The organism is Brucella pseudogrignonensis (assembly GCF_031454375.1).
Taxonomy (GTDB): domain Bacteria; phylum Pseudomonadota; class Alphaproteobacteria; order Rhizobiales; family Rhizobiaceae; genus Brucella; species Brucella pseudogrignonensis_A.
The window spans coordinates 59,319-79,293 of the sequence record NZ_JAVDQT010000002.1 but is presented as its reverse complement, the minus strand read 5'-3'; the positions used below and the strand labels follow the sequence as shown (position 1 = coordinate 79,293).

Below are 19,975 nucleotides of genomic sequence, written 5' to 3'. Positions count from 1 at the left end.
GCGCTTCAGTCGCATCCTTGAAAGCGAGGAGAAACTTTCGAGTAGGTGTGGAGAATAAATGTCGGAGCATATCTGACATGGGTGGAACACTAGAGTGCATCCCGAATAGTTTGAAACGATTTTCGGAAAAATGCGCTTTAAAACAAGCAGCGAGCGACAAAAAATCCGATGAATATCTGTCTGACCTATCGCATTGAGACAACCGGCAGCATCGAACAGATGGCCGCCAAGATCGCCAGCGATCAGTCAACCGGCACTTTTGTCGCCCTTCCCGGCGAGACAGAAGAACTCAAAGCCCGCGTTGCAGCGCGTGTGCTCGAAATTCGTCCGCTTGAAGATGCAACAGTTCCCGCTTGGCCAGAACTTGAACCCGGGCACGGCCCAATCAAGCGCGCCGATGTTGATATTTCCTTCCCGCTCGATGCGGTCGGCACTGACCTTGCAGCGCTGATGACCATTGCCGTTGGCGGTGTTTACTCAATCAAGGGCATGACCGGCATCCGTGTCGTTGACATGAAGCTGCCGGAAGCTTTCAAAAGCGCGCATCCCGGCCCGCAGTTCGGCATTGCCGGAAGCCGTCGTCTGACAGGCGTTGAAAAGCGCCCAATCATCGGCACGATCGTTAAGCCAGCGCTGGGCCTTCGTCCGCATGAAACAGCTGAACTCGTTGGCGAACTCATTAAATCGGGCGTTGATTTCATCAAGGACGATGAAAAGCTGATGAGCCCGGCCTATTCGCCGCTCAAAGAACGCATCGCAGCAATCATGCCGCTTATTCTCAATCACGAGCAGAAGACCGGCAAGAAGGTCATGTATGCTTTCGGCATTTCGCATGCCGATCCTGATGAGATGATGCGCAATCATGACATGGTGCTCGAGGCTGGCGGCAATTGCGCCGTGGTCAACATCAATTCCGTCGGCTTTGGCGGCATGAGCTTCCTGCGTAAACGCTCTGGCCTCGTTCTGCATGCGCACCGCAATGGCTGGGATATTTTGACCCGCAATCCGGGCGCTGGAATGGACTTCCGCGTCTATCAGCAGTTCTGGCGTTTGCTCGGAGTGGATCAGTTCCAGATCAACGGCATCCGCGTCAAATACTGGGAGCCGGATGAAAGCTTCGTCAACTCGTTCAAGGCTGTCAGCACACCGCTGTTTGACCCATCCGATTGCCCGCTCCCCGTCGCCGGTTCCGGCCAGTGGGGCGGACAGGCACCGGAAACCTATGAGCGCACAGGCCGCACCACAGACCTGCTTTATCTTTGCGGCGGCGGCATCGTCAGCCATCCGGGCGGCCCTGCTGCAGGTGTTCGCGCCGTTCAGCAGGCGTGGGAAGCAGCCGTCGCTGGCATCCCGCTCGAAACTTACGCAACGGACCATCCTGAACTTGCAGCTTCGCTCGCGAAATTCGGGAAGGGAGGCGAATAATGTCAAAAGCACCTCACGACCTTCTTCTGTCCTACTATGGCGATGATCTGACCGGCTCGACGGACGTTATGGAAGCTATGGCTTCCAACGGTGTTGATACCGTTCTGTTCATGAATGTGCCGGATGAAGAACTGCTTGCTCGCTTTTCGCATTGCAAGGCTATCGGCCTCGCAGGCACCAGCCGCAGCGAAACGCCGGAATGGATGCAGGAAAATCTTACACCTGCATTCAACTGGTTGAAGAGCCTGAACGCGGCAATTGCGCATTACAAAGTCTGTTCAACATTCGATTCCGCTCCTAAAGTTGGCAATATCGGCAAGGCTGTTGAAATCGGCAAAGCGATCTTCGATCAGGCCTATGTGCCTGTGATTGTCGGTGCACCACAGTTGAAGCGCTACACGTCTTTCGGCAATTTGTTTGCTGCCTATCAGGGCGAAGTCTACCGCATTGACCGTCATCCGGTCATGAGCCGTCATCCTGTTACGCCGATGCATGAAGCCGATCTGCGCGTGCATCTTGCTCAGCAGACAGCGCTTAAAACCGTGCTTGCTGATCTCGTGGCACTTTCAGCCGCCGATGCAGATGATCGCGTAAATGCGATTGTCAAAGATGCGGACGGCATGTTGTTGCTCGATGTCGATAGCCGCGAAAGCCAGCTGCAGGCAGGTGAACAGCTCTGGCGTCTGCGTCCGGATACTGGCTGGTTCGTTGCAGGCTCGTCGGGCATTGAATATGCGCTTCTCGCTGCATGGGCAAAGGCCGGCCTGATTGGCGCGAAGAAAGAATTTCCACTTCCGGGCAAAGCTGACCGTATTGCGGTTGTGTCGGGTAGTGTTTCACCAACGACCGAACGCCAGATCCGTCATGCAACAGCTTCCGGTTTTACCGGCATTGATCTCAACCCGCTCGATTTGCTTGGCGAAAACGGCAATCAGGCAATCGAAACCGCCATCGCTCAGGGTCAGCAGGCACTCCAGCAGGGCAACAGCGTTATCCTGAACACCGCGCTTGGTCCATCAGCTGATCGCGGCACCGAAATCGATAAGATTGCTGGCAGCCGCCACAAACTAGCGCGCAGCCTCGGCTTCATTCTCCGCAGCCTTGTTGAGCGCGAAAAGCTTACCCGCGCTGTGATCGCAGGCGGAGACACGTCCAGCCATGCCTTGCGCGAGCTGCATGTTGATGCGCTGACAACACTACTTCCATTGCCGCAGACGCCGGGTTCCCCGCTCTGCACGGCACATGGCACCTATGCCGCCACCAACGGTCTTCAAGTTGCGCTTAAAGGCGGACAGGTCGGTTCTGACGGATACTTCAGCCAGATTCGTGACGGTCTAACCGCTTAAATCTGGAATACTCATTGACTGGTTATACCAGTTAAGCTACCAAAACTACGGGAAGGAATTACAATCATGACAGCTATTGCTCTGTTCGGCGCAGGTGGCAAGATGGGCTACCGTCTGGCCAAGAACCTCAAGGGTTCGCGCTTTGACGTTCGCCACATCGAAGTCAGCGAAGTCGGTAAAGCACGTCTGAAGGACGATCTTGGCATCGATACAGTCGATGTTGATGCTGGCCTTGAAGGCGCAGAAGTCGTTATTCTGGCTGTTCCAGATACCATTATCGGTAAGGTTGCAGCAGGCATCGTTGACAAGCTGAAGCCAGGCACCATGGTTGTTGCACTCGATGCAGCAGCACCATTCGCCGGTCACCTGCCAGAACGCGCAGACCTGACATACTTCGTCACGCATCCTTGCCATCCGCCAATCTTCAACGATGAAACCGATCCTGCTGCAAAGCGCGATTTCTTCGGCGGTATCGCAGCAAAGCAGCACATCGTTTCGGCTCTGATGCAGGGCCCTGAAGAAGCTTATGCACTCGGCGAAGAAGTTGCCAAGGTCATCTGGGCTCCTGTCATGCGCTCGCACCGCGTTACTGTTGAGCAGCTCGCAATTCTCGAGCCAGGCCTTTCAGAAACCGTTGCAGCTTCGCTGCTCGTTGTCATGAAGCAGGCCATGGACGAAACCGTTCGTCGCGGCGTTCCTGAAGAAGCTGCACGCGACTTCCTGCTCGGTCACATGAATGTTCTGGGCGCCGTTATTTTTGGCGAAGTTCAGGGCGTGTTCTCGGATGCCTGCAACAAGGCAATCGAATTCGGTATTCCAGCGCTGATGCGCGACGATTGGAAGAACGTGTTCGAGCCAGAAGAGATTGCAGAAAGCATTCGTCGCATCACGTAATATCTATCGGGGAGAGCGCAAGCTCTCCCTTCACTGCCTCTTGGGAAATGGGGCTTTAATTGGGAGGAAAACATGAAGTTTACACGTAGGACAATTGCGCGCGGATTTGCGATCGCAGCTCTTTCGGCCAGCTTGGCAGGCGGAGCGGTCATGCCAGCATGGGCGGCAGACCTTATCGCGATCATCACGCCATCGCATGACAATCCATTCTTTAAAGCTGAAGCCGTCGGTGCTGAAGCAAAAGCCAAGGAACTTGGCTACGAAACACTCATCCTCGTGCATGATGACGATGCCAACAAGCAGTCGCAGCTCGTCGATACGGCTATTGGCCGTGGCGCAAAAGCCATCATTCTCGACAATGCCGGTTCGGAAGCCTCTATCGCTGCCGTTCAGAAGGCAAAAGACGCTGGTATTCCATCCTTCCTGATCGACCGTGAAATCAATGCCACCGGCGTTGCAGTGTCGCAGATTGTTTCCAACAATTATCAGGGCGCACAACTCGGTGCGGAAGAATTCGTCAAGCTGATGGGCGAAGCCGGCAATTACGTCGAACTTCTCGGCCGTGAAGCTGATCTGAATGCTGGTATTCGCTCCAAGGGCTATCACGACGTTATCGATGATTATCCTGATCTGAAGATGGTTGCACAGCAGTCAGCCAACTGGAGCCAGCCAGAAGCCTTCACCAAGATGCAGAGCATTCTGCAGGCTAACCCGGATATCAAGGGCGTTATCGCTGGTAACGACACCATGGCAATGGGTGCATGGGCTGCGCTTGAAGCTGCTGGCCGCAAAGACGTAATTGTCGTCGGTTTTGACGGCTCGAACGATGTTCGCGACTCGATCAAGGCAGGCGGCATCAAGGCTACCGTTCTTCAGCCAGCATTCGCACAGGCACAGATGGCTGTCGAACAGGCTGATCAGTACATCAAGACCGGCAAAGGCCCTGCTGAAGAGAAGCAGCTGATGGATTGCGTTCTCATCAACGCTGACAATGCAGACAAGCTCGAAACCTTCGCATTGAAGGACTAACTCCCAAGGCTTGCGAGGTCGGGAGCGCAAATTTCAAAGTTAGCGCTCCCGACAGTATCTCTTCTATCGAGGATATTCTCATGTCAGTGCTGAAGTCAGCTTCCATTGTCCTGCTGGCCTGCGGCGTCGCGCTTTCGGGCTGCAAAATCATCAAGACGCCAACAGCAGAAGAAGCCGCAGAAGCACGCGGCGATAATTTCAACCCGGATCGCGCCGTTGCGCAAATCTGGGAAAGCAAAGTCGTTCCTTATTTCGCAGAAACATCCATATCGCTCGGCGAAGTGATGGATGCTGCCAATAGCAATCTCGACGAGGCTGGCGAAAAGTTCGGTCATCGCGAAAAGCAAGGCAATGCGCCATGGACCTTCGCAACCAAGCTTGAAGGCACTGTGGTTGGCGCGGAAACCAAATCGCGCGCTGCTTATGTCGATGTTGACAGCAATGGCGACGGCAAGGCTGATGCGCGCGTTCAGATCGGGCCGACAGTGCGGGGCACTGCAATCCGCGACGCTCTTAAAATCGTCAACTTTAACGAGTTCCGCAACCAGATCGAATGGGCGCAATTCGGCAAGTCGTTCAACATTCTCGTCAATGACTCCATTCTCACAAAACTCCCGCGTGAAGACCTTATCGGCATGAAAGTGACTGCAACCGGCGCTTTCCCGATGCCATCCAAGGGTCAGTTGCCGCTGTTCACCCCTGTTTCTATCTCTCTGGAGAAATGATCCATGGAAGCAGAAGAAAAAAACAAGGACGATATCGTCCTCCGACTTGAGGACGTATCCAAGGTCTATTCGGGCATTGTCGCGGTCAAGCGTGCCAATCTCGAATTGCGCCGTGGCTCGGTCAATGTGCTTGTCGGCGAAAACGGCGCTGGCAAGTCCACACTGATGAAGATCATCGCCGGCGTAGAACGTCCCACCGTTGGCAAGATCATTCTCGACGGCGAAGAAGTGTCTTTCGATAGCCCTGCTGACGCGCAAAAGCGCGGCATTGCGATGATTTTTCAGGAACTGAACCTGTTTTCAAACATGTCGGTTGCAGAAAACATCTTTGCCAAGCGTGAAATCACCCGCGGCATACGCGGGATTGATCACAAAGCGCAGATCAAAAAGGCCAATGAATATCTTGACCGTCTGGATGCGGGCATTGATGCGCGAACCATGGTTGCAGACCTGCCGATTGGCCAGCAGCAGCTTGTCGAAATTGCCAAAGCCGTTTCGATTGATGCCCGCATTGTCATCATGGATGAGCCGACTTCGGCACTTTCAGCGGCAGAAGTCGATATTCTTTTCAAGGTGATTGCTGACCTTAAAAGTCGCGGCGTGGCCATCGTCTATATCTCGCATCGTTTGGAAGAACTAATGCGGATCGGCGATTACATCACCGTACTTCGTGATGGCCAGATTACCGGTCAGGAAGAAATCAAAAACATCAACACGCAATGGATTGTGCGTTCGATGATTGGCTCTGATGCCAAGGATTTTGCCAAGGCCGTGACGCACAAGATGGGTGGCGAAATGTTTCGCGCCGAAAACATCACCCTACCCCGCGCCATTGGCGGTCTGGCTGTAGACAATGTTTCGCTCAGCGTTCGTGCAGGCGAAGTGCTTGGAATTTATGGCCTTATGGGGGCCGGACGCTCCGAATTCTTTGAATGCATCATGGGGCAGCACGCGCATTCAACCGGCGAGATTTATATCGACGGTAAAAAAATCACCGAGCGCGATACCACCCGCCGCATTCGTCGCGGACTGGCGCTGATCCCCGAAGATCGGCAGCGCGAAGGTCTGGTACAAATCTTGTCGATTGCCAGCAATCTGACACTGGCGAGCCTTGATCGTCTTGCGCGTTTTTTCCATATCGCGCCCAAGCGTGAAAAGCAGGCCATTCAGGAAGCCATCAAAGATCTGGCGATCAAAGCGCCCAACCCTGATTTTGAAGTCACTTCGATGTCGGGCGGCAACCAGCAAAAGGTGGTTATCGGCAAAGCTCTGATGACCAATCCGAAAGTTCTGCTAATGGATGAGCCATCGCGTGGGATTGATGTCGGCGCAAAGGCCGATGTCTTCCGCACCATGCGCAGACTTGCCGGTGAAGGGCTGGCAATTCTATTTTCAACATCTGATCTGGAAGAAGTCATGGCGCTCTCCGATCGCATCGCGGTGCTCAGCAATGGGAAGCTGATTGCCATATTTGACCGCGAAAACGCGACGGAAGCCGACATTGTTGCCGCTTCGGCCAAGGGCCACGGACATGTCAACGACCATGACCAACAAACAAGGGAACTCGCGTCATGACAGCCAAAACCACGGCAGCCTCTGACCCAACCTTTTCGAGCGGCTCAGCTTTGCTGACGCTTATGAAACTGCGCACCTTTATTGCGCTTTTTGCAGTGTTTATTTTCTTCGCATTCGCAGCACCAAACTTCCTTTCGACAGCCAACCTCATTTTGATGTCGAAACACGTTGCGCTGAATGCATTCCTCGCCATGGGCATGACCTTCGTCATTATCACCGGCGGTATCGACTTGTCGGTTGGCTCCATCGTTGGTCTTTGCGGAATGGTTGCTGGCGGCTTGCTGATCTACGGGATCGATCTTGGCATCGGCTATACGATGTATTTCAACGTGATCGAAATCTCGCTGATCACGCTTGCCGTGGGTGTGGCCGTCGGCTTCGTCAACGGATTGCTCATAACGCGGCTCAATGTTGCACCGTTCATCGCAACGCTCGGCACGCTTTATGTCGCGCGTGGTCTGGCACTGTTATCATCAGACGGTCAAACCTTCCCGAACCTCGTCGGCCGTGAAGACCTCGGCACACAGGGCTTTGGTTTCCTGGGCGCGGGCAGCATTCTTGGCCTGCCAGTATCCATCTGGATTCTCGTCGTTGTCGCACTCGCAGCCGCCTATATCGCACGCTACACACCACTTGGCCGACAGATTTTCGCCGTTGGCGGCAATGAACGCGCAGCACGCATGTCGGGGATCCGCGTCGATCGTGTAAAAATGTTCGTTTACATGTTTTCGGGCTTCTGTGCGGCGATTGCTGGCCTTATCATTTCATCGGAACTGATGGCTTCGCATCCGGCAACGGGTAATTCGTTCGAGCTGAACGCCATTGCGGCGGCGGTTCTGGGCGGCACCTCCATGTCAGGCGGACGCGGCACAATCGGCGGCACGATCATCGGTGCTTTCGTTATCGGTATTCTCTCCGACGGTCTGGTTATGATGGGCGTATCGTCCTTCTGGCAGATGGTCATCAAAGGGCTTGTCATCATCATTGCCGTGGTGGTCGATCAAGCACAGCGCCGCCTTCAGCAGCGCGTAACACTCATGCAAATGGCAAAAGCAGGATAAAAATGGCAGAATTGAATGGCGCTCTCATCGGTTGTGGTTTCTTCGCAATCAATCAGATGCATGCATGGAATGACGTTTCGGGTGCCAAGATTGTGGCGATCTGCGACCGCGATCCTGAGCGGCTGAAGATTGTCGGCGATCAATTTGGCATCGAACGCCGCTACACGGATGCAACCGCGCTATTCGCAGATGGTGGCATCGACTTTGTCGATATTGCCACCACGGTATCAAGCCATCGCGCTCTGGTGGAACTTGCAGCCGCCCACAAGGTGCCTGCAATCTGCCAGAAGCCATTTGCGAAAACGCTCGATGACGCCAAGGCCATGGTAAAAGTCTGCAATGAGGCAGGCATTCCGCTCATGGTGCATGAAAATTTCCGCTGGCAGACGCCTATTCAGGCCGTCCGCAAAGCACTCGACAGCGGCGTCATCGGCACACCATTCTGGGGACGTTTCTCGTTCCGCTCTGGCTTTGATGTGTTTTCAGGCCAACCATATCTGGCTGAAGGCGAACGCTTCATCATTGAAGACCTCGGCATCCACACGCTCGACATTGCGCGCTTTATCTTGGGCGATGTGACAAGCCTTGTCGCACGCACCAAGCGCGTCAACCCGAAGATCAAAGGCGAGGATGTAGCCACCATTCTCATGGATCATGAAAATGGCGCCACTTCAATTGTCGATGTAAGCTATGCAACGAAGCTCGAAACCGACCCATTCCCGGAAACGCTGATTGAACTGGATGGTACAGAAGGTTCAATCCGTCTTTATCAGGGCTATCGTCTCGAAGTAATCACGCCCGCTGGCACCACAGTTTCAGACGTGTCGCCTGAACTTCTTTCATGGGCATCACGCCCTTGGCACAATATTCAGGAAAGCGTCTTTGCCATTCAGCAGCATTGGGTGGATAAACTTGCATCGGGCGAGGAAACTTCGACCTCAGGCGCTGATAATCTTAAGACTTTCGCGCTTGTAGAAGCGGCCTATGACAGCGCAGCAAGCGGCAACCGCGTTGATATTACGGCGTTGCTCAAATGAGCAGCGTCGATCCCTTTTTGCTTTATGGCACGCGTGAGGCTGAAACCTCGCCAAAACACCTCAAGGCTGGCTTGCTTTCGGTCGATCTAAGCGAAGGCAATCTTCGCACGATCAAGTATGATGGTGTGGAGGTTCTGCGCGCTGTCTCCTATCTGGTGCGTGATCGGGATTGGGGAACCTATAATCCTGACATCCACGATCTCAATGTCGAGCACAGTGCTAACGGGTTTAGCGTTAGCTATCAGGCACGCTGCGAAGGCCCGGATGCAACGCAACTCGCTATCGATGTCCGTATTGAGGCTGATAGCTATGGCACACTGACTTTTGACGCCGTGGCAAACACTGGGACCGGTTTTGAAACAAACCGCTGCGGTTTCTGCATTCTGCATCCGATTGTTGGCGTTGCCGGTTCGCCTGTCACTGTTGAGCATGTCGATGGCACGCGCAACGAAACCCATCTGCCTGATCTCATTGAGCCATGGCAGCCGTTTAAGGACATGCGCGCTATCACCCATGAGGCAATGCCAGGCGTTTTCGCCGAGTGCCGCATGGAAGGCGATACATTTGAGATGGAAGACCAGCGCAACTGGTCTGATGCCTCTTATAAAACCTATGTGCGCCCGCTTGCCCTGCCATGGCCTTATCAGATCGAAGCATCACAGCCTGTGCATCAGCGCATTGTACTCAACATTCGCGACAGCAGGGAGAATGCTCCGCGCACAGCAGATAGTATTGAACCCGTGCGCATTACGCTCGGTGACGTAAGCGGTGTAATGCCCAATATCGGCATCATCATCACGCCAGAGGAAGCCAAAGCAAGCCTTGCCGTAATTGATCTGCTGCAAGAGATTGCACCGCAGGATCTGCTGTTTCACTACGACCCGCTGGCGCGGCATGATGGCTCAGCATTTGTCGATTTCGCAGCACTTACAAAGCATCACAAAAGTCGTGTTTCGCTCGAAATTGCATTGCCTTGCGAGAAGTCGCTCATTGATGAAACGAAGGCCATCGCCTACGACATGAAAGCGGCTGGTTTTACACCGGATGCAATCATGATCTCTCCGGCAATTGATCGGCAATCAACACCGCCAGGGAGCGAATGGCCACCCTGTCCGCCGCTTGAAGATGTCTATGCGGCAGCACGAGCAGCCTTCCCGGATGTGCAGCTTGGTGGCGGAATGCTGAGCTATTTCACCGAGCTTAATCGCAAACGCGTTCCAAGCGGGCTTATTGATTTCGTCTCGCATTGCACCAATCCGATTGTGCATGCTGCCGATGATTTAAGCGTCATGCAGACGCTTGAAGCATTGCCGTTCATCACGCGTTCGGTGCGTGCGATTTATGGCGATAAGCCCTATCGCATCGGACCATCGACCATTCCGATGCGCCAGAATCCTTATGGCAGCCGCACGATGGAAAATCCGAATGGCAAGCGCATTGCCATGGCCAATCGGGATCCGCGCCATAACGGAAAATTCGCAGAAAGCTTCGCTTTTGCCTATGCGATTTCGGTTCTCGATGCTGGTCTCGACAGCCTCACACTTTCAGCACTTACCGGTCCGTTCGGACTTATTGCCGGTGAAGGCGAGCCGGCAGCTGCGGGTCATGCGCGGCCATTGTTTAACACCGTGAAAGTGCTGGCTGATTTGGCGGGCAAAAGCTGGACACAATGCAAGTCGTCGCGCCCATCGGACGTTCTGGCAATGGCGATGGAAGACAAGGTTTGGCTGGTTAACATCACTCCGCATGACCAGACTGTGACTGTTCCAAACGGCGAGACGATTTACTTGTCACCCTATGACGTTCGATCAATAAATATCTAAAAAAAAACCGGGCCATGGCCCGGTTTTTTTAATTCTAAATCAGCGACGTTTCGCGGGCTTATCTCCAAGTGTCATGCCGTGGCGTTTTGAAAGCTCAGCAATAACAAGCTCCAGTTCCTGTGCCTTGCGCGTAGCATCCCAGCCAAACTCGACGCTAAGAATATCGGCAATTGCTGCGAGATTGGCATTTGACAGCGCGCCATCAATTGCCAGTGTCGTGCGTCGTAGAACAACATCCGACAGATGCACAACCAGCTCATTGCGTGCGATCCACGCAATTTCGGCACGGCTGATGCTGTCTGTATCAGGCAGAAGTGTAACGCCAACTTTGGCTTCGTCCTGAATGATCGGCAGAGCGGTCGTGCCATAACGCTGCAACAGCGTCTCTACGCGTTCGACTGCAAGCCCAGTTTCCTTGGCGTGTTTCGCCACCCATGCAGCACGTGCGCGGTCATCAGCCGGGTAATCCTTGCCGCCACCGATGGTCAAAGTGCGGGTTGATTTGAGACGCTCGCGGTCAAAACGCTTGAGTACCGTATCTGCCACTTCTTCCGCAAAACCACGGAACGTTGTCCACTTGCCACCAACCAGCGAAATAATTGGGAATGGACGCCCTGCATCCGGCTCAATCACAGGTGCCGAATGATCACGGCTGATCAGGCCCGGTTCTGATGCATTGGAGGCAGGTAGCGGGCGAATGCCGCTATATGTATAAACGATCTGGCTGCGATCAAATTTCAGCTTCGGAAGCAGCGAACGAAGGCTCTCGATGAAATAATCGATTTCCTTATCTTCGGCGAAGACTTCATCGGGATTATTGGCTGGAATATCGGTTGAGCCGACCAGTGCAAGCCCATGATAATCATAGACTAGGCAGATACGACCATCATCGGCCTCGAAATAGATCATCCGGCCTTTAAGGCTCTTCACCAGCTCGGGATGATCGATCAAAATATGCGAACCCTTGGTGCCGCCAATCATCTTGGTTTCTTTGCCAAGCGCCGCGTTGACGTGATCAATCCACGGGCCAGCCGCATTGATAACGATCTTTGGCTTAATCGTGAAAGCCGCACCATCCGGCCCTTCAAAGCTCACGGCACCGTCGCGGGCCGCGACAATCGACGTGAAATTGACTGCCGCACTCTTTGGATTGGCTTTCAGGCCATCGCTGACAAGCTCATAAACCAGACGTTCTGGCTTACTGACCCATGCGTCATAATAAATGCCACCACCCACAATAGACGGTGTCATATATGGCATTTCCTTCAAGGCTTTCTTCTTGAAGAGAAAATTGTGCTTTGGCATGACGCGCTCACGCGCGCCAAAATAATCATACAAACCGAGGCCGATCTTGATCAACACCGCACCACGGCTGCGCGGTGCTGTGGTTGAGCCAAACAAAGTCCGAAGCGCTGCGGGAATACCCTTGGTCCACGAGAACACCGGAATAAATGTCGGTAACGGGCGAACATTATGCGGCGCGTTTTTCAACAGGATATTGCGCTCGACTGTTGATTGCGCGACGAGACCAAATTCGCCGGTTTCAAGATATTTGAGGCCACCGTGAATAAGACGTGAAGGCGCAGCACTGGTGCCAGAACCAAAATCGCCCTTGTCGACGATGAGACAGCTCACGCCCTGTTCACTCAGATCGCGATAAAGGCCCGCGCCATTGATGCCAGCCCCCAGAATGAGAACATCAACGCCGTCAGCTTCGAGCTTACTGATGCGGCTCTTCATTTGGGCACTGCTTACGAAATCGTTCATTTCACTGTCTTTGCTATATTTCAATCAGTTAGGGCATCGATCTTGGACCAGATTGGCCCCATTGCTGATGCTATTTCTTTGAACAGCGCATAGCGCTTTTCATATTCCGCGCTGCGCTCAGCATCCGGGATATAGGTCCGGCCAATGGCATCCAGATCGCGCGGATCACTGTAAACATCGGCGAAAACGCCTGCTCCCTTACCTGCGCACAGTGCGGCACCCCATGCCGCGGCTTCATCGGTGTCGGTAACTGTAACCGGCATACCCAACACATTCGCAAACATCTGCGCAAAGGATGGGCTGCGCGAAACACCGCCCGTCAAGCGCGCAGCAGAAATTTCAAAACCATCTTTCAGATGATCGACATGGATGCGGTGGTTAAAGGCAATGCCTTCCCAGACTGCACGCAGCATATCACCGCGCTCTTGCCAACCACGAAGGCCAAAAAACGCACCGCTTGCCATCGCGCCATATGGCGAGCCAAACAGATAAGGATGGAACAACGCTGTCGACGGCTTGGCCAAAGCTGCATCAATTTCTGGACGCAGCATATCATGGATCGAACGGCCTGTTTCTTCAGCCTCGCGACGTTCTGCCGGGCAGAGCTTATCGAGGAACCAGTCGTAATTTGCGGTGGAAGCAGGCGAGATGGACATGTTGTTCCATTCTCCCGGTGCAATGCCATTGCGGCAGAACCAGCTCTTATCGACACGAGGTTCGGAAGACAGGGTTTCATTGATCGAATAAGTGCCCGCCACAACCGCAACCGTTCCAACTTTGAGCCCACCCACACCGAGCGCTGAAGCCGTCACATCATGCAGGCCGCCGACGACCGGCGTTCCGGCAACAAGCCCTGTACGGCTGGCGCATTCTTGCGAAACACCACCGATGATTTCGTCGGAGCGCGACATAGGCGGCAGTGCATCCCAGAGCGCTTCAAGGCCAAAAAGCTTGAGAGCGTCTTTAGAATAATCCTGCGTCTTGTAATCGGTGAACGAGGTTGAAGCCTCAGTGCGGTCGGTGCCAACTTCGCCCGTCAGGCAGAAGCGTAGCCAGTCCTTGCAGGCAATCACATGACCAATGCGATTATAGCGATCCGGTTCGTTTTCCTTGATCCAGGCCAGAATGGCGGAGGGAGCCGAAGCATGCGGTAGCTGGCCGGTAATCGCAATCGACTGATCTGCAACCGCGCTACCTAGCCAGCGTTCGGCAACATCAACAGCACGGCTATCAAGCGACAGGATGCCTTTGCCAAGCGGACGCGCATCTTGGTCGAGCATGTAAATGCCGTCGCCATGCGCAGTGGTGGCAATCGCCAGAATATCCGATGCCGGGCGTCCGCTTTTCGCAATAGCTTCTGCAATTGCATCGGCTGTCGCATTCCAGAACTCATCCATGTCGCGCTCAACATGACGAGGCTTTGGATAATATTGAGGTACACGACGGCGCGCAACGGCAAGCGTTGTGCCATCAACGTCAAAAATAACGGCCTTGGTAACGGTCAGTCCGCTATCGATTCCCAACAAAGACGGCATGGATCGTATTTCCTGATATGTATGCGCTAAATTCTTGAGCCTTGCGGCTATTCTTTCGTTCCGCTCGAGCCAGCAATGACCACATTTATGCCCTGTGCCTGCATCCGTTCGACATGTTCGAGCGAAGTTTTGCTATCGACAATCACCACATCAAAATCTTTGAGCGCTCCGAAATTATGCAATGCGCGGCGCTCAAACTTGGTGTGATCGGTCAGCAGCACGCGTTTTGCTGAACTCTCCAGCATCGCACGCTTGGTTTCGACCATTTCCGGCGATTGATGAAACAGCAGATCGTCAGTAATGGCAGCAATTGAGATGAACACCACGTCAGCGCGCAGGCGACGAATTTCATGGATCGTCATGCCGCCGACAAAAGCGTTGCACCAGTTGTAAAACTGACCGCCAAGCCCAAGGAGCGTGACATCTTTAATGTCCCGCACTTCGTTCATCAGGATCAGAGAATTGGTGATAACCGTCAGCGGGCCTTTTTCAGACAGATATGGCACCATCTGGAGAACGGTTGTGGAATCGTCGAGAAAAATAGCCTGACCCGGCTCTACGAATTGCATCGCGGCTTCAGCGATCAGCTTCTTTTCTTCGGACTGGCGCGCGACGCGATAGAGGTCGCTCGCTTCAATAAGGCTTGTGGGTGCTGCGGAAACGATACCGCGTGACTTACGAAACAGACCGCGACTAACCAGTTCATCCACATCGCGATGCGCGGTCATGAGACTGATTGCAAAACGCTCGGTCAAATCTTCGATCCGAACGGATCCTTCGGACATAATCAGTTCAGCAATTTGCTGGCGGCGAACCAGCTGACGTGCGTGCCTGCTATCGTTGGGCACCTGCTCTGTCAGAAGGTTGTCTATGCTTGCTTTCGTGCTTGTAACCATGCCTATCACTCGTCCCCAGCCCGCCAATTTCCTATTGGCCGGTCCCGATTCATAGCCTCGGTACTAAAATATAAACGGGGCGCGGACTACACCGCGCCCCATCTTGTCAGCTCTTACTGTTCCAGAACGAATGGAGCAGTGTACTTGTCAACATTGTCCTTGGTGATCAGGAAGCAATCGAAAAGCTGCTTTTCCTGGTCAACGCCGGTCTTGCCTGTCTTGATGAAGTTGTCGGCCTGTTTAACAGCAGCTTCCGAGAAAATCGCAACTGGCTGAAGAACGGTGTACTGAAGTTCACCGGCCTTGATTGCAGCAACTGCATCTGGCGAACCGTCGAAACCGCCAACCTTAACCTGATCAAGCTTACCAGCCTTCTTCAGAGCAGCGATTGCACCAAGAGCCATTTCGTCGTTACCCGAGATAACGCCGATGATGTCTGGGTTTGCCTGAAGCAAAGCCTGCATCTTGTCGTGACCCTGTGTACGGTTCCAGTTCGCAACGTCCTGACCAGCCTTTACCAGGTCTGGGTACTGCGAAAGAACAGTTTCATAGCCGTTCGAACGGGTGGCTGCATTGTTGTCTGATGGCGAACCGAACAGCTCAACATATTTGCCCTTATCACCAACGCTCTCAACCCACTGCGTTGCACCAAGTGCTGCGCCCTGTGCGTTGTTGGAAACGAGCTGTGCCTTAGCAAGGCCTTCCTGGTTGATTTCAGCGTTTACGAGGAACACTGGAATGCCAGCTGCAACAGCGCGCTTAACTGCACCAACGGAACCGTCAGCATTTGCAGGATCAAGAATGATCGCAACCGACTTGTTGGTGATCGCGGTGTCGATCAGGTTGCTTTCTGTGTTGGTGTCGCCCTTGTGGCCGCCAACAACAGCCGAATAGCCAAGGCCTTCAGCAGTTTTCTTAGCGATTTCGCCTTCAGTGTACCAATATGGGTTCGAAGGATCGTTGACCACGATTGAGATCAGACCTTCAGCCCATGCGGTGCTGGCGATAAGCGGCAATGCTGCTGCAGCAGCAAAAAGAACGCGCATACCCTTCTTAAACATGTCTCACTCCCGTAAAAGATTATCGTTGCACAATGCCGGTTTCCCGGCGTTACCATTTCCAAAAGGCGAGGCATTTTGCTTGATCGCCGTTGTGGAATGTTTTCGCTACCCCCGAAGAACCGGCTCCGCCCGGAACGGTGAGCGGAGCCGTAACTTTGTTTAACGTCGGGAATATTGAATGCTGTTGAGCAGAACCGCGAGCACGATAACCGCGCCGGTAAATACGGTCTGCCAGTAGGACGATACGCCGATGATCACGAGGCCGTCGGAGAGGAAGCCAATCACGAAAGCGCCCAAAAGCGTTCCGAGAATTGTACCGCGACCACCCGTTAGCGCTGCACCACCGATAACCACTGCGGCGATGGCCGTCAGCTCATAGGTCGTACCTGCAGTTGGACCAGCCGAAGTCAGCTGCGATGACAGAACCAGACCAGCGATTGCGGCACAAATGCCTGAAATCACATAGACAGAGATCTGCACGCGCTTGACTGGAACGCCGGAAAGTTCAGCAGCACGTTCATTGCCACCCGAAGCATAGAGCCAGCGGCCAAAAGCTGTGCGGTTAAGCACGATTGCAACGATGATCGCCAGAACGGCCAGCACCAGAACACCGATAGGCACGCCAAAAAGCGTGTTAAAGCCCAGCCAGTCAAAGCCGGTATTGCCGAGTTCAGGACGACCGCCAAGATTGTTGTAGGTCAGACCATTGGTCATCAGAAGCGCTACACCGCGTGCGCAATAAAGTACGCCAAGCGTTGCTACGAAGGCAGGAACACGCAGATAAGCAATCAGAACGCCGTTGATGGCACCAACAAATGCGCCAAGCGCACAGGTGATAATAACAACTGCCCAGACCGGGAAATACAGAATAACACCCAGTTCCGGAATATTGACGCCCTGCATCAAAAAGCCAGCAACAACGCCTGCAAGGCCAAGTGTGGAGCCGACCGAAAGATCGATACCGCCATTCAAAATAACCAGCAGCATGCCAATCGCCAGCAGGCCGAAAATGGCCACGTGCGACGACATGATCAGGAAGTTATTGACGGTGAAATAATAAGGCGAAAGGAATGAAAAGGCCGCGATAATCGCGATCAGCGCAAAAAACGCACGACCTTCGAGCAGCAAATGCACGATGCTGGTTTTCCGCTTCGCTCCATTCGGAGCCGCTTTTTCTTTTGTAGTCGTGACTGACATTCTATCAGTGCTCCATAACTATTTTAATGGCCGACCATGGACTCGCCCGAGGCGGCCATGATCTTTTCCTTGGAGACATCAGAGCCGAATTCGGCTGAGATGCGTCCACGGTGCATAACAATGATACGATGAGCGATGCTGAGGCACTCGCCGACTTCTGATGTGGTGTAAACGACAGCCAAACCGTCTTTAGCTTTCTCGGCCAGAAGCTTGAACACTTCGGCCTTCGCGCCAATATCGATACCGCGGCTTGGCTCATCCAAAAGGATAACCTTCGGCTCAGTCGCCAGCATCTTGCCGATAACGACCTTCTGCTGATTGCCGCCAGAAAGCGAACCGATTGCGGCTTCGCCACCATCCGTCTTGATGTGAACGTTCTTGATCGACTGATCGACGATGTTCTTTTCACGCTTTCTCGAGGTGAAAAGCCCTTTCGTCATTTCGCCAATGCTTGCAAGCGACAGGTTACGGCCAACCGTCATCGTTTGCACAAGACCGTCGCGCTGGCGATCTTCCGGTACGAGAACCAGACCCTGATCGATGCGCTGCGCAATCGTGAGGCCCGCTACGTCCTGACCTTTAAGAAGAATGCTGCCCGAACTTGCTTTCAGACGACCCGCAACGGTTTCGAGAAGCTCGGTACGACCTGCCCCCATCAAACCGTAGATACAAACGATCTCACCGGCGCGCACATTGAGCGACATATTATCAACAAGTGCGAAATCGCCCGACTTATCCTGAACGGTAAGACCTTCAACGGAAAGTGCGACATCGCCCCATTCATAACCAGTCGGAGGTGAGCCAAGGTCGAAGTTTTCGCCAACCATGTTGCGAACGATCCATTCAAGATCAATGTCAGCGCGTGGGGCGTAAGCCGTCATTGCACCATCACGCAACACAACCGCATGATCGGTGATCTGCAAGGCTTCTTCGAGATGATGCGAGATGTAAACGATGGCAACACCACGCGCCGTCAGGTCACGAATGACCTTGAACAGCACTTCAACTTCGGAAGCACTCAACGCCGAAGTCGGCTCATCCATAATCAGAATGCGGGAATTGACCGAAAGCGCACGTGCGATTTCGACTACCTGCTGCTGACCAAGACGCAGTTCTTCAACAGGCGTCAGCGGATCAATGTCTTCTTCAAGCTCTGCAAGCAATTCGCGGGTCAGGCGCTCTTCTTCTGCGAAGTTCACGCCCGATGCACCACGAATTTCGCGGCCCATGAAGATGTTGTCGCGCACATTCATGTTGGTCGCGAGGCTCAATTCCTGATGGATGATCGAAATACCGCGATCACGGGCTTCCGATGAGGAATTAAACGTGACAGGTTCGCCATCAAGAATGATCGTGCCTGATGTCGGCTGAATAACGCCCGACAGAACCTTCATCAGCGTCGACTTGCCAGCACCATTTTCGCCAAAAAGCGTCGTGACCTGACCGCGACGGATTTCAAAATTCACGCCCTTGAGCGCGTTGATACGCCCATAAGCCTTGGCAACATCATGTGCGGAAAGAACGACTTCGCCGTGCTTGCCTTCAACTTTGGTTTGAACGGTCATTTTACTTCAAACCCCACCGGCGTAACCAGCCAGTTTTTAGGATTAACAAGCTTGAAAACGCCCGTCACTGTCACTGTCTTGCCGACGAGATTATCGACATCAACGCCTTCAAGAACCTGTTTCTTCATCTCATTGTTGAGAGCAGAACCAGCGTTCTGGAATTCGATCTGGTTTTTGAACTGACCAAATTCGATTGTTCCCGTCGCGTCACGTAGATCAGTGCCGTTGACTGCAGGACCAGTCTGAACGCGGATAGCCATGCCTTCAGGGAAACCATCGACCTTGATGACATTGTAGTTGGACTTACGTTCTTCGACAGTGCCGGTGAACTTAACCGGAATCACCGGGTTCACGCTGCCAACGCCGTATTTTTTGCCGGCTGCGTCTTTGTCGGCAGCAAGTGCCGTACCAACTTCAACAGCATCGGCTGCACGTTCCTCAACGCTGGCCTTAACCTTTGGGAACTCTGCCGCACCATAGGCGTCAGGCGAAAAGACCTGCTGGCGCACATCGGCATCAGAACCGATCTTTACGACCTTCGTGTCAAATCCAATTGCACCGATAACCACCACCGCAGCGATCACGCTCCAGAGGACGGCGCGACTTGATTTGGCGGGCTTTGGTGTAACTTGATTAGCTTGTGTACTCATTATCAAACGCCTTCAGCAAATTCTGCCGGATTGTCGTTATAGAAACGGATGATGCGGTTAGGCCTATGCAGCCTCATGACTGCGCGGATGATGCGTAACCTTAGCGACCGCGAAATATCGGGAAGCCAAAGGGGCAAAACAAACAGGAGCAGAAATCTGAAACATAAATCCTCCGCATGTTGCCGGCACCGCCCCTCCGCGTAGCCTGGAAACAAAGATGCCGCCGTCATGATCTATGATAGCAGCATGTTATCAACTCCAATAATCATGTTATAAAGACATATAACTGTCAATCAGGACTTTTTGAAACGCGTTCCATTTTGCACATTTGAACGCCAAAAATACACACGACTCCTGCGAATTTGATCATAAAGGCCGACGTGAATCCT

Annotated in this window: 16 protein-coding genes; 9 read left to right on the top strand and 7 right to left on the bottom strand. The window is 53.5% G+C overall.

The features are described from left to right. The first annotated feature begins 168 nt into the window (after positions 1–168). The 9 genes from oiaX (at position 169) to apnL (ending at position 10,915) form a co-directional block, all read left to right on the top strand. A complete protein-coding gene (oiaX, locus tag J2782_RS08105) occupies positions 169–1,425 on the top strand; it encodes a 3-oxo-isoapionate-4-phosphate decarboxylase OiaX (RefSeq protein ID WP_310011248.1) in 1,257 nt (418 codons plus the stop codon). Further along, positions 1,425–2,771 (top strand): four-carbon acid sugar kinase family protein, encoded by a 1,347-nt coding sequence (locus tag J2782_RS08100; protein WP_310011247.1) that lies wholly within the window; start codon positions 1,425–1,427, stop codon positions 2,769–2,771. Before oiaX ends, J2782_RS08100 begins: the two co-directional genes overlap by 1 nt. Before the next feature lie 66 nt (positions 2,772–2,837). After that, positions 2,838–3,665 (top strand): phosphogluconate dehydrogenase C-terminal domain-containing protein, encoded by an 828-nt coding sequence (locus tag J2782_RS08095; RefSeq protein ID WP_250043832.1) that lies wholly within the window; start codon positions 2,838–2,840, stop codon positions 3,663–3,665. Between the two features lie 72 nt (positions 3,666–3,737). After that, positions 3,738–4,694: a D-ribose ABC transporter substrate-binding protein gene (locus tag J2782_RS08090; RefSeq protein ID WP_310011242.1), complete on the top strand. Its 957-nt coding sequence runs from the start codon at positions 3,738–3,740 to the stop codon at positions 4,692–4,694. A gap of 80 nt (positions 4,695–4,774) precedes the next feature. Continuing rightward, positions 4,775–5,419 carry a DUF2291 family protein gene (locus J2782_RS08085; protein ID WP_310011240.1) on the top strand — a complete coding sequence of 215 codons (645 nt, stop codon included), beginning with the start codon at positions 4,775–4,777 and terminating at the stop codon, positions 5,417–5,419. A gap of 3 nt (positions 5,420–5,422) precedes the next feature. Beyond that, positions 5,423–6,994, top strand: a complete 1,572-nt coding sequence (locus J2782_RS08080) for a sugar ABC transporter ATP-binding protein (protein WP_310011238.1) — start codon at positions 5,423–5,425, stop codon at positions 6,992–6,994. Next, complete coding sequence (locus J2782_RS08075) at positions 6,991–8,055, top strand: ABC transporter permease (RefSeq protein ID WP_094506740.1); 1,065 nt, start codon at positions 6,991–6,993, stop codon at positions 8,053–8,055. The genes J2782_RS08080 and J2782_RS08075 overlap by 4 nt, the downstream gene beginning before the upstream one ends. A gap of 2 nt (positions 8,056–8,057) precedes the next feature. Further along, on the top strand, positions 8,058–9,092 hold the full coding sequence (locus J2782_RS08070) for a Gfo/Idh/MocA family protein (protein ID WP_310011234.1): 1,035 nt from the start codon (positions 8,058–8,060) through the stop codon (positions 9,090–9,092). Beyond that, positions 9,089–10,915, top strand: a complete 1,827-nt coding sequence (gene apnL, locus J2782_RS08065; RefSeq protein WP_310011232.1) for a D-apionate lactonase — start codon at positions 9,089–9,091, stop codon at positions 10,913–10,915. The genes J2782_RS08070 and apnL overlap by 4 nt, the downstream gene beginning before the upstream one ends. A gap of 39 nt (positions 10,916–10,954) precedes the next feature. Here the strand turns inward: apnL and J2782_RS08060 are convergent, their stop codons facing one another. From J2782_RS08060 to J2782_RS08030, 7 genes are all read right to left on the bottom strand, one after another. Next, positions 10,955–12,682, bottom strand: a complete 1,728-nt coding sequence (locus J2782_RS08060; protein WP_404989612.1) for a glycerol-3-phosphate dehydrogenase/oxidase — start codon at positions 12,680–12,682, stop codon at positions 10,955–10,957. 20 nt (positions 12,683–12,702) lie between these two features. Then, a complete protein-coding gene (locus tag J2782_RS08055) occupies positions 12,703–14,217 on the bottom strand; it encodes an FGGY-family carbohydrate kinase (RefSeq protein ID WP_310011228.1) in 1,515 nt (504 codons plus the stop codon). Between the two features lie 47 nt (positions 14,218–14,264). Then, complete coding sequence (locus tag J2782_RS08050) at positions 14,265–15,113, bottom strand: DeoR/GlpR family DNA-binding transcription regulator (RefSeq protein ID WP_310011226.1); 849 nt, start codon at positions 15,111–15,113, stop codon at positions 14,265–14,267. Positions 15,114–15,226: 113 nt separating this feature from the next. Continuing rightward, positions 15,227–16,174 (bottom strand): D-ribose ABC transporter substrate-binding protein, encoded by a 948-nt coding sequence (locus J2782_RS08045; RefSeq protein WP_187547096.1) that lies wholly within the window; start codon positions 16,172–16,174, stop codon positions 15,227–15,229. Between the two features lie 159 nt (positions 16,175–16,333). After that, positions 16,334–17,371, bottom strand: a complete 1,038-nt coding sequence (locus J2782_RS08040) for an ABC transporter permease (RefSeq protein WP_310011224.1) — start codon at positions 17,369–17,371, stop codon at positions 16,334–16,336. A gap of 23 nt (positions 17,372–17,394) precedes the next feature. Continuing rightward, positions 17,395–18,936 carry a sugar ABC transporter ATP-binding protein gene (locus J2782_RS08035; protein WP_310011222.1) on the bottom strand — a complete coding sequence of 514 codons (1,542 nt, stop codon included), beginning with the start codon at positions 18,934–18,936 and terminating at the stop codon, positions 17,395–17,397. Beyond that, positions 18,933–19,586: a DUF2291 family protein gene (locus tag J2782_RS08030; RefSeq protein WP_250043817.1), complete on the bottom strand. Its 654-nt coding sequence runs from the start codon at positions 19,584–19,586 to the stop codon at positions 18,933–18,935. The genes J2782_RS08035 and J2782_RS08030 overlap by 4 nt, the downstream gene beginning before the upstream one ends. Between the last annotated feature and the right edge of the window lie 389 nt (positions 19,587–19,975).

Excerpts from the sequence above, each read along its gene's own strand:
- oiaX (WP_310011248.1), top strand. The coding sequence starts at position 169 with ATGAATATCTGTCTGACCTATCGCATTGAGACAACCGGCAGCATCGAA.
- J2782_RS08100 (WP_310011247.1), top strand. The coding sequence starts at position 1,425 with ATGTCAAAAGCACCTCACGACCTTCTTCTGTCCTACTATGGCGATGAT.
- J2782_RS08095 (WP_250043832.1), top strand. The coding sequence starts at position 2,838 with ATGACAGCTATTGCTCTGTTCGGCGCAGGTGGCAAGATGGGCTACCGT.
- J2782_RS08090 (WP_310011242.1), top strand. The coding sequence starts at position 3,738 with ATGAAGTTTACACGTAGGACAATTGCGCGCGGATTTGCGATCGCAGCT.
- J2782_RS08085 (WP_310011240.1), top strand. The coding sequence starts at position 4,775 with ATGTCAGTGCTGAAGTCAGCTTCCATTGTCCTGCTGGCCTGCGGCGTC.
- J2782_RS08080 (WP_310011238.1), top strand. The coding sequence starts at position 5,423 with ATGGAAGCAGAAGAAAAAAACAAGGACGATATCGTCCTCCGACTTGAG.
- J2782_RS08075 (WP_094506740.1), top strand. The coding sequence starts at position 6,991 with ATGACAGCCAAAACCACGGCAGCCTCTGACCCAACCTTTTCGAGCGGC.
- J2782_RS08070 (WP_310011234.1), top strand. The coding sequence starts at position 8,058 with ATGGCAGAATTGAATGGCGCTCTCATCGGTTGTGGTTTCTTCGCAATC.
- apnL (WP_310011232.1), top strand. The coding sequence starts at position 9,089 with ATGAGCAGCGTCGATCCCTTTTTGCTTTATGGCACGCGTGAGGCTGAA.
- J2782_RS08060 (WP_404989612.1), bottom strand. The coding sequence starts at position 12,682 with ATGAACGATTTCGTAAGCAGTGCCCAAATGAAGAGCCGCATCAGTAAG.
- J2782_RS08055 (WP_310011228.1), bottom strand. The coding sequence starts at position 14,217 with ATGCCGTCTTTGTTGGGAATCGATAGCGGACTGACCGTTACCAAGGCC.
- J2782_RS08050 (WP_310011226.1), bottom strand. The coding sequence starts at position 15,113 with ATGGTTACAAGCACGAAAGCAAGCATAGACAACCTTCTGACAGAGCAG.
- J2782_RS08045 (WP_187547096.1), bottom strand. The coding sequence starts at position 16,174 with ATGTTTAAGAAGGGTATGCGCGTTCTTTTTGCTGCTGCAGCAGCATTG.
- J2782_RS08040 (WP_310011224.1), bottom strand. The coding sequence starts at position 17,371 with ATGTCAGTCACGACTACAAAAGAAAAAGCGGCTCCGAATGGAGCGAAG.
- J2782_RS08035 (WP_310011222.1), bottom strand. The coding sequence starts at position 18,936 with ATGACCGTTCAAACCAAAGTTGAAGGCAAGCACGGCGAAGTCGTTCTT.
- J2782_RS08030 (WP_250043817.1), bottom strand. The coding sequence starts at position 19,586 with ATGAGTACACAAGCTAATCAAGTTACACCAAAGCCCGCCAAATCAAGT.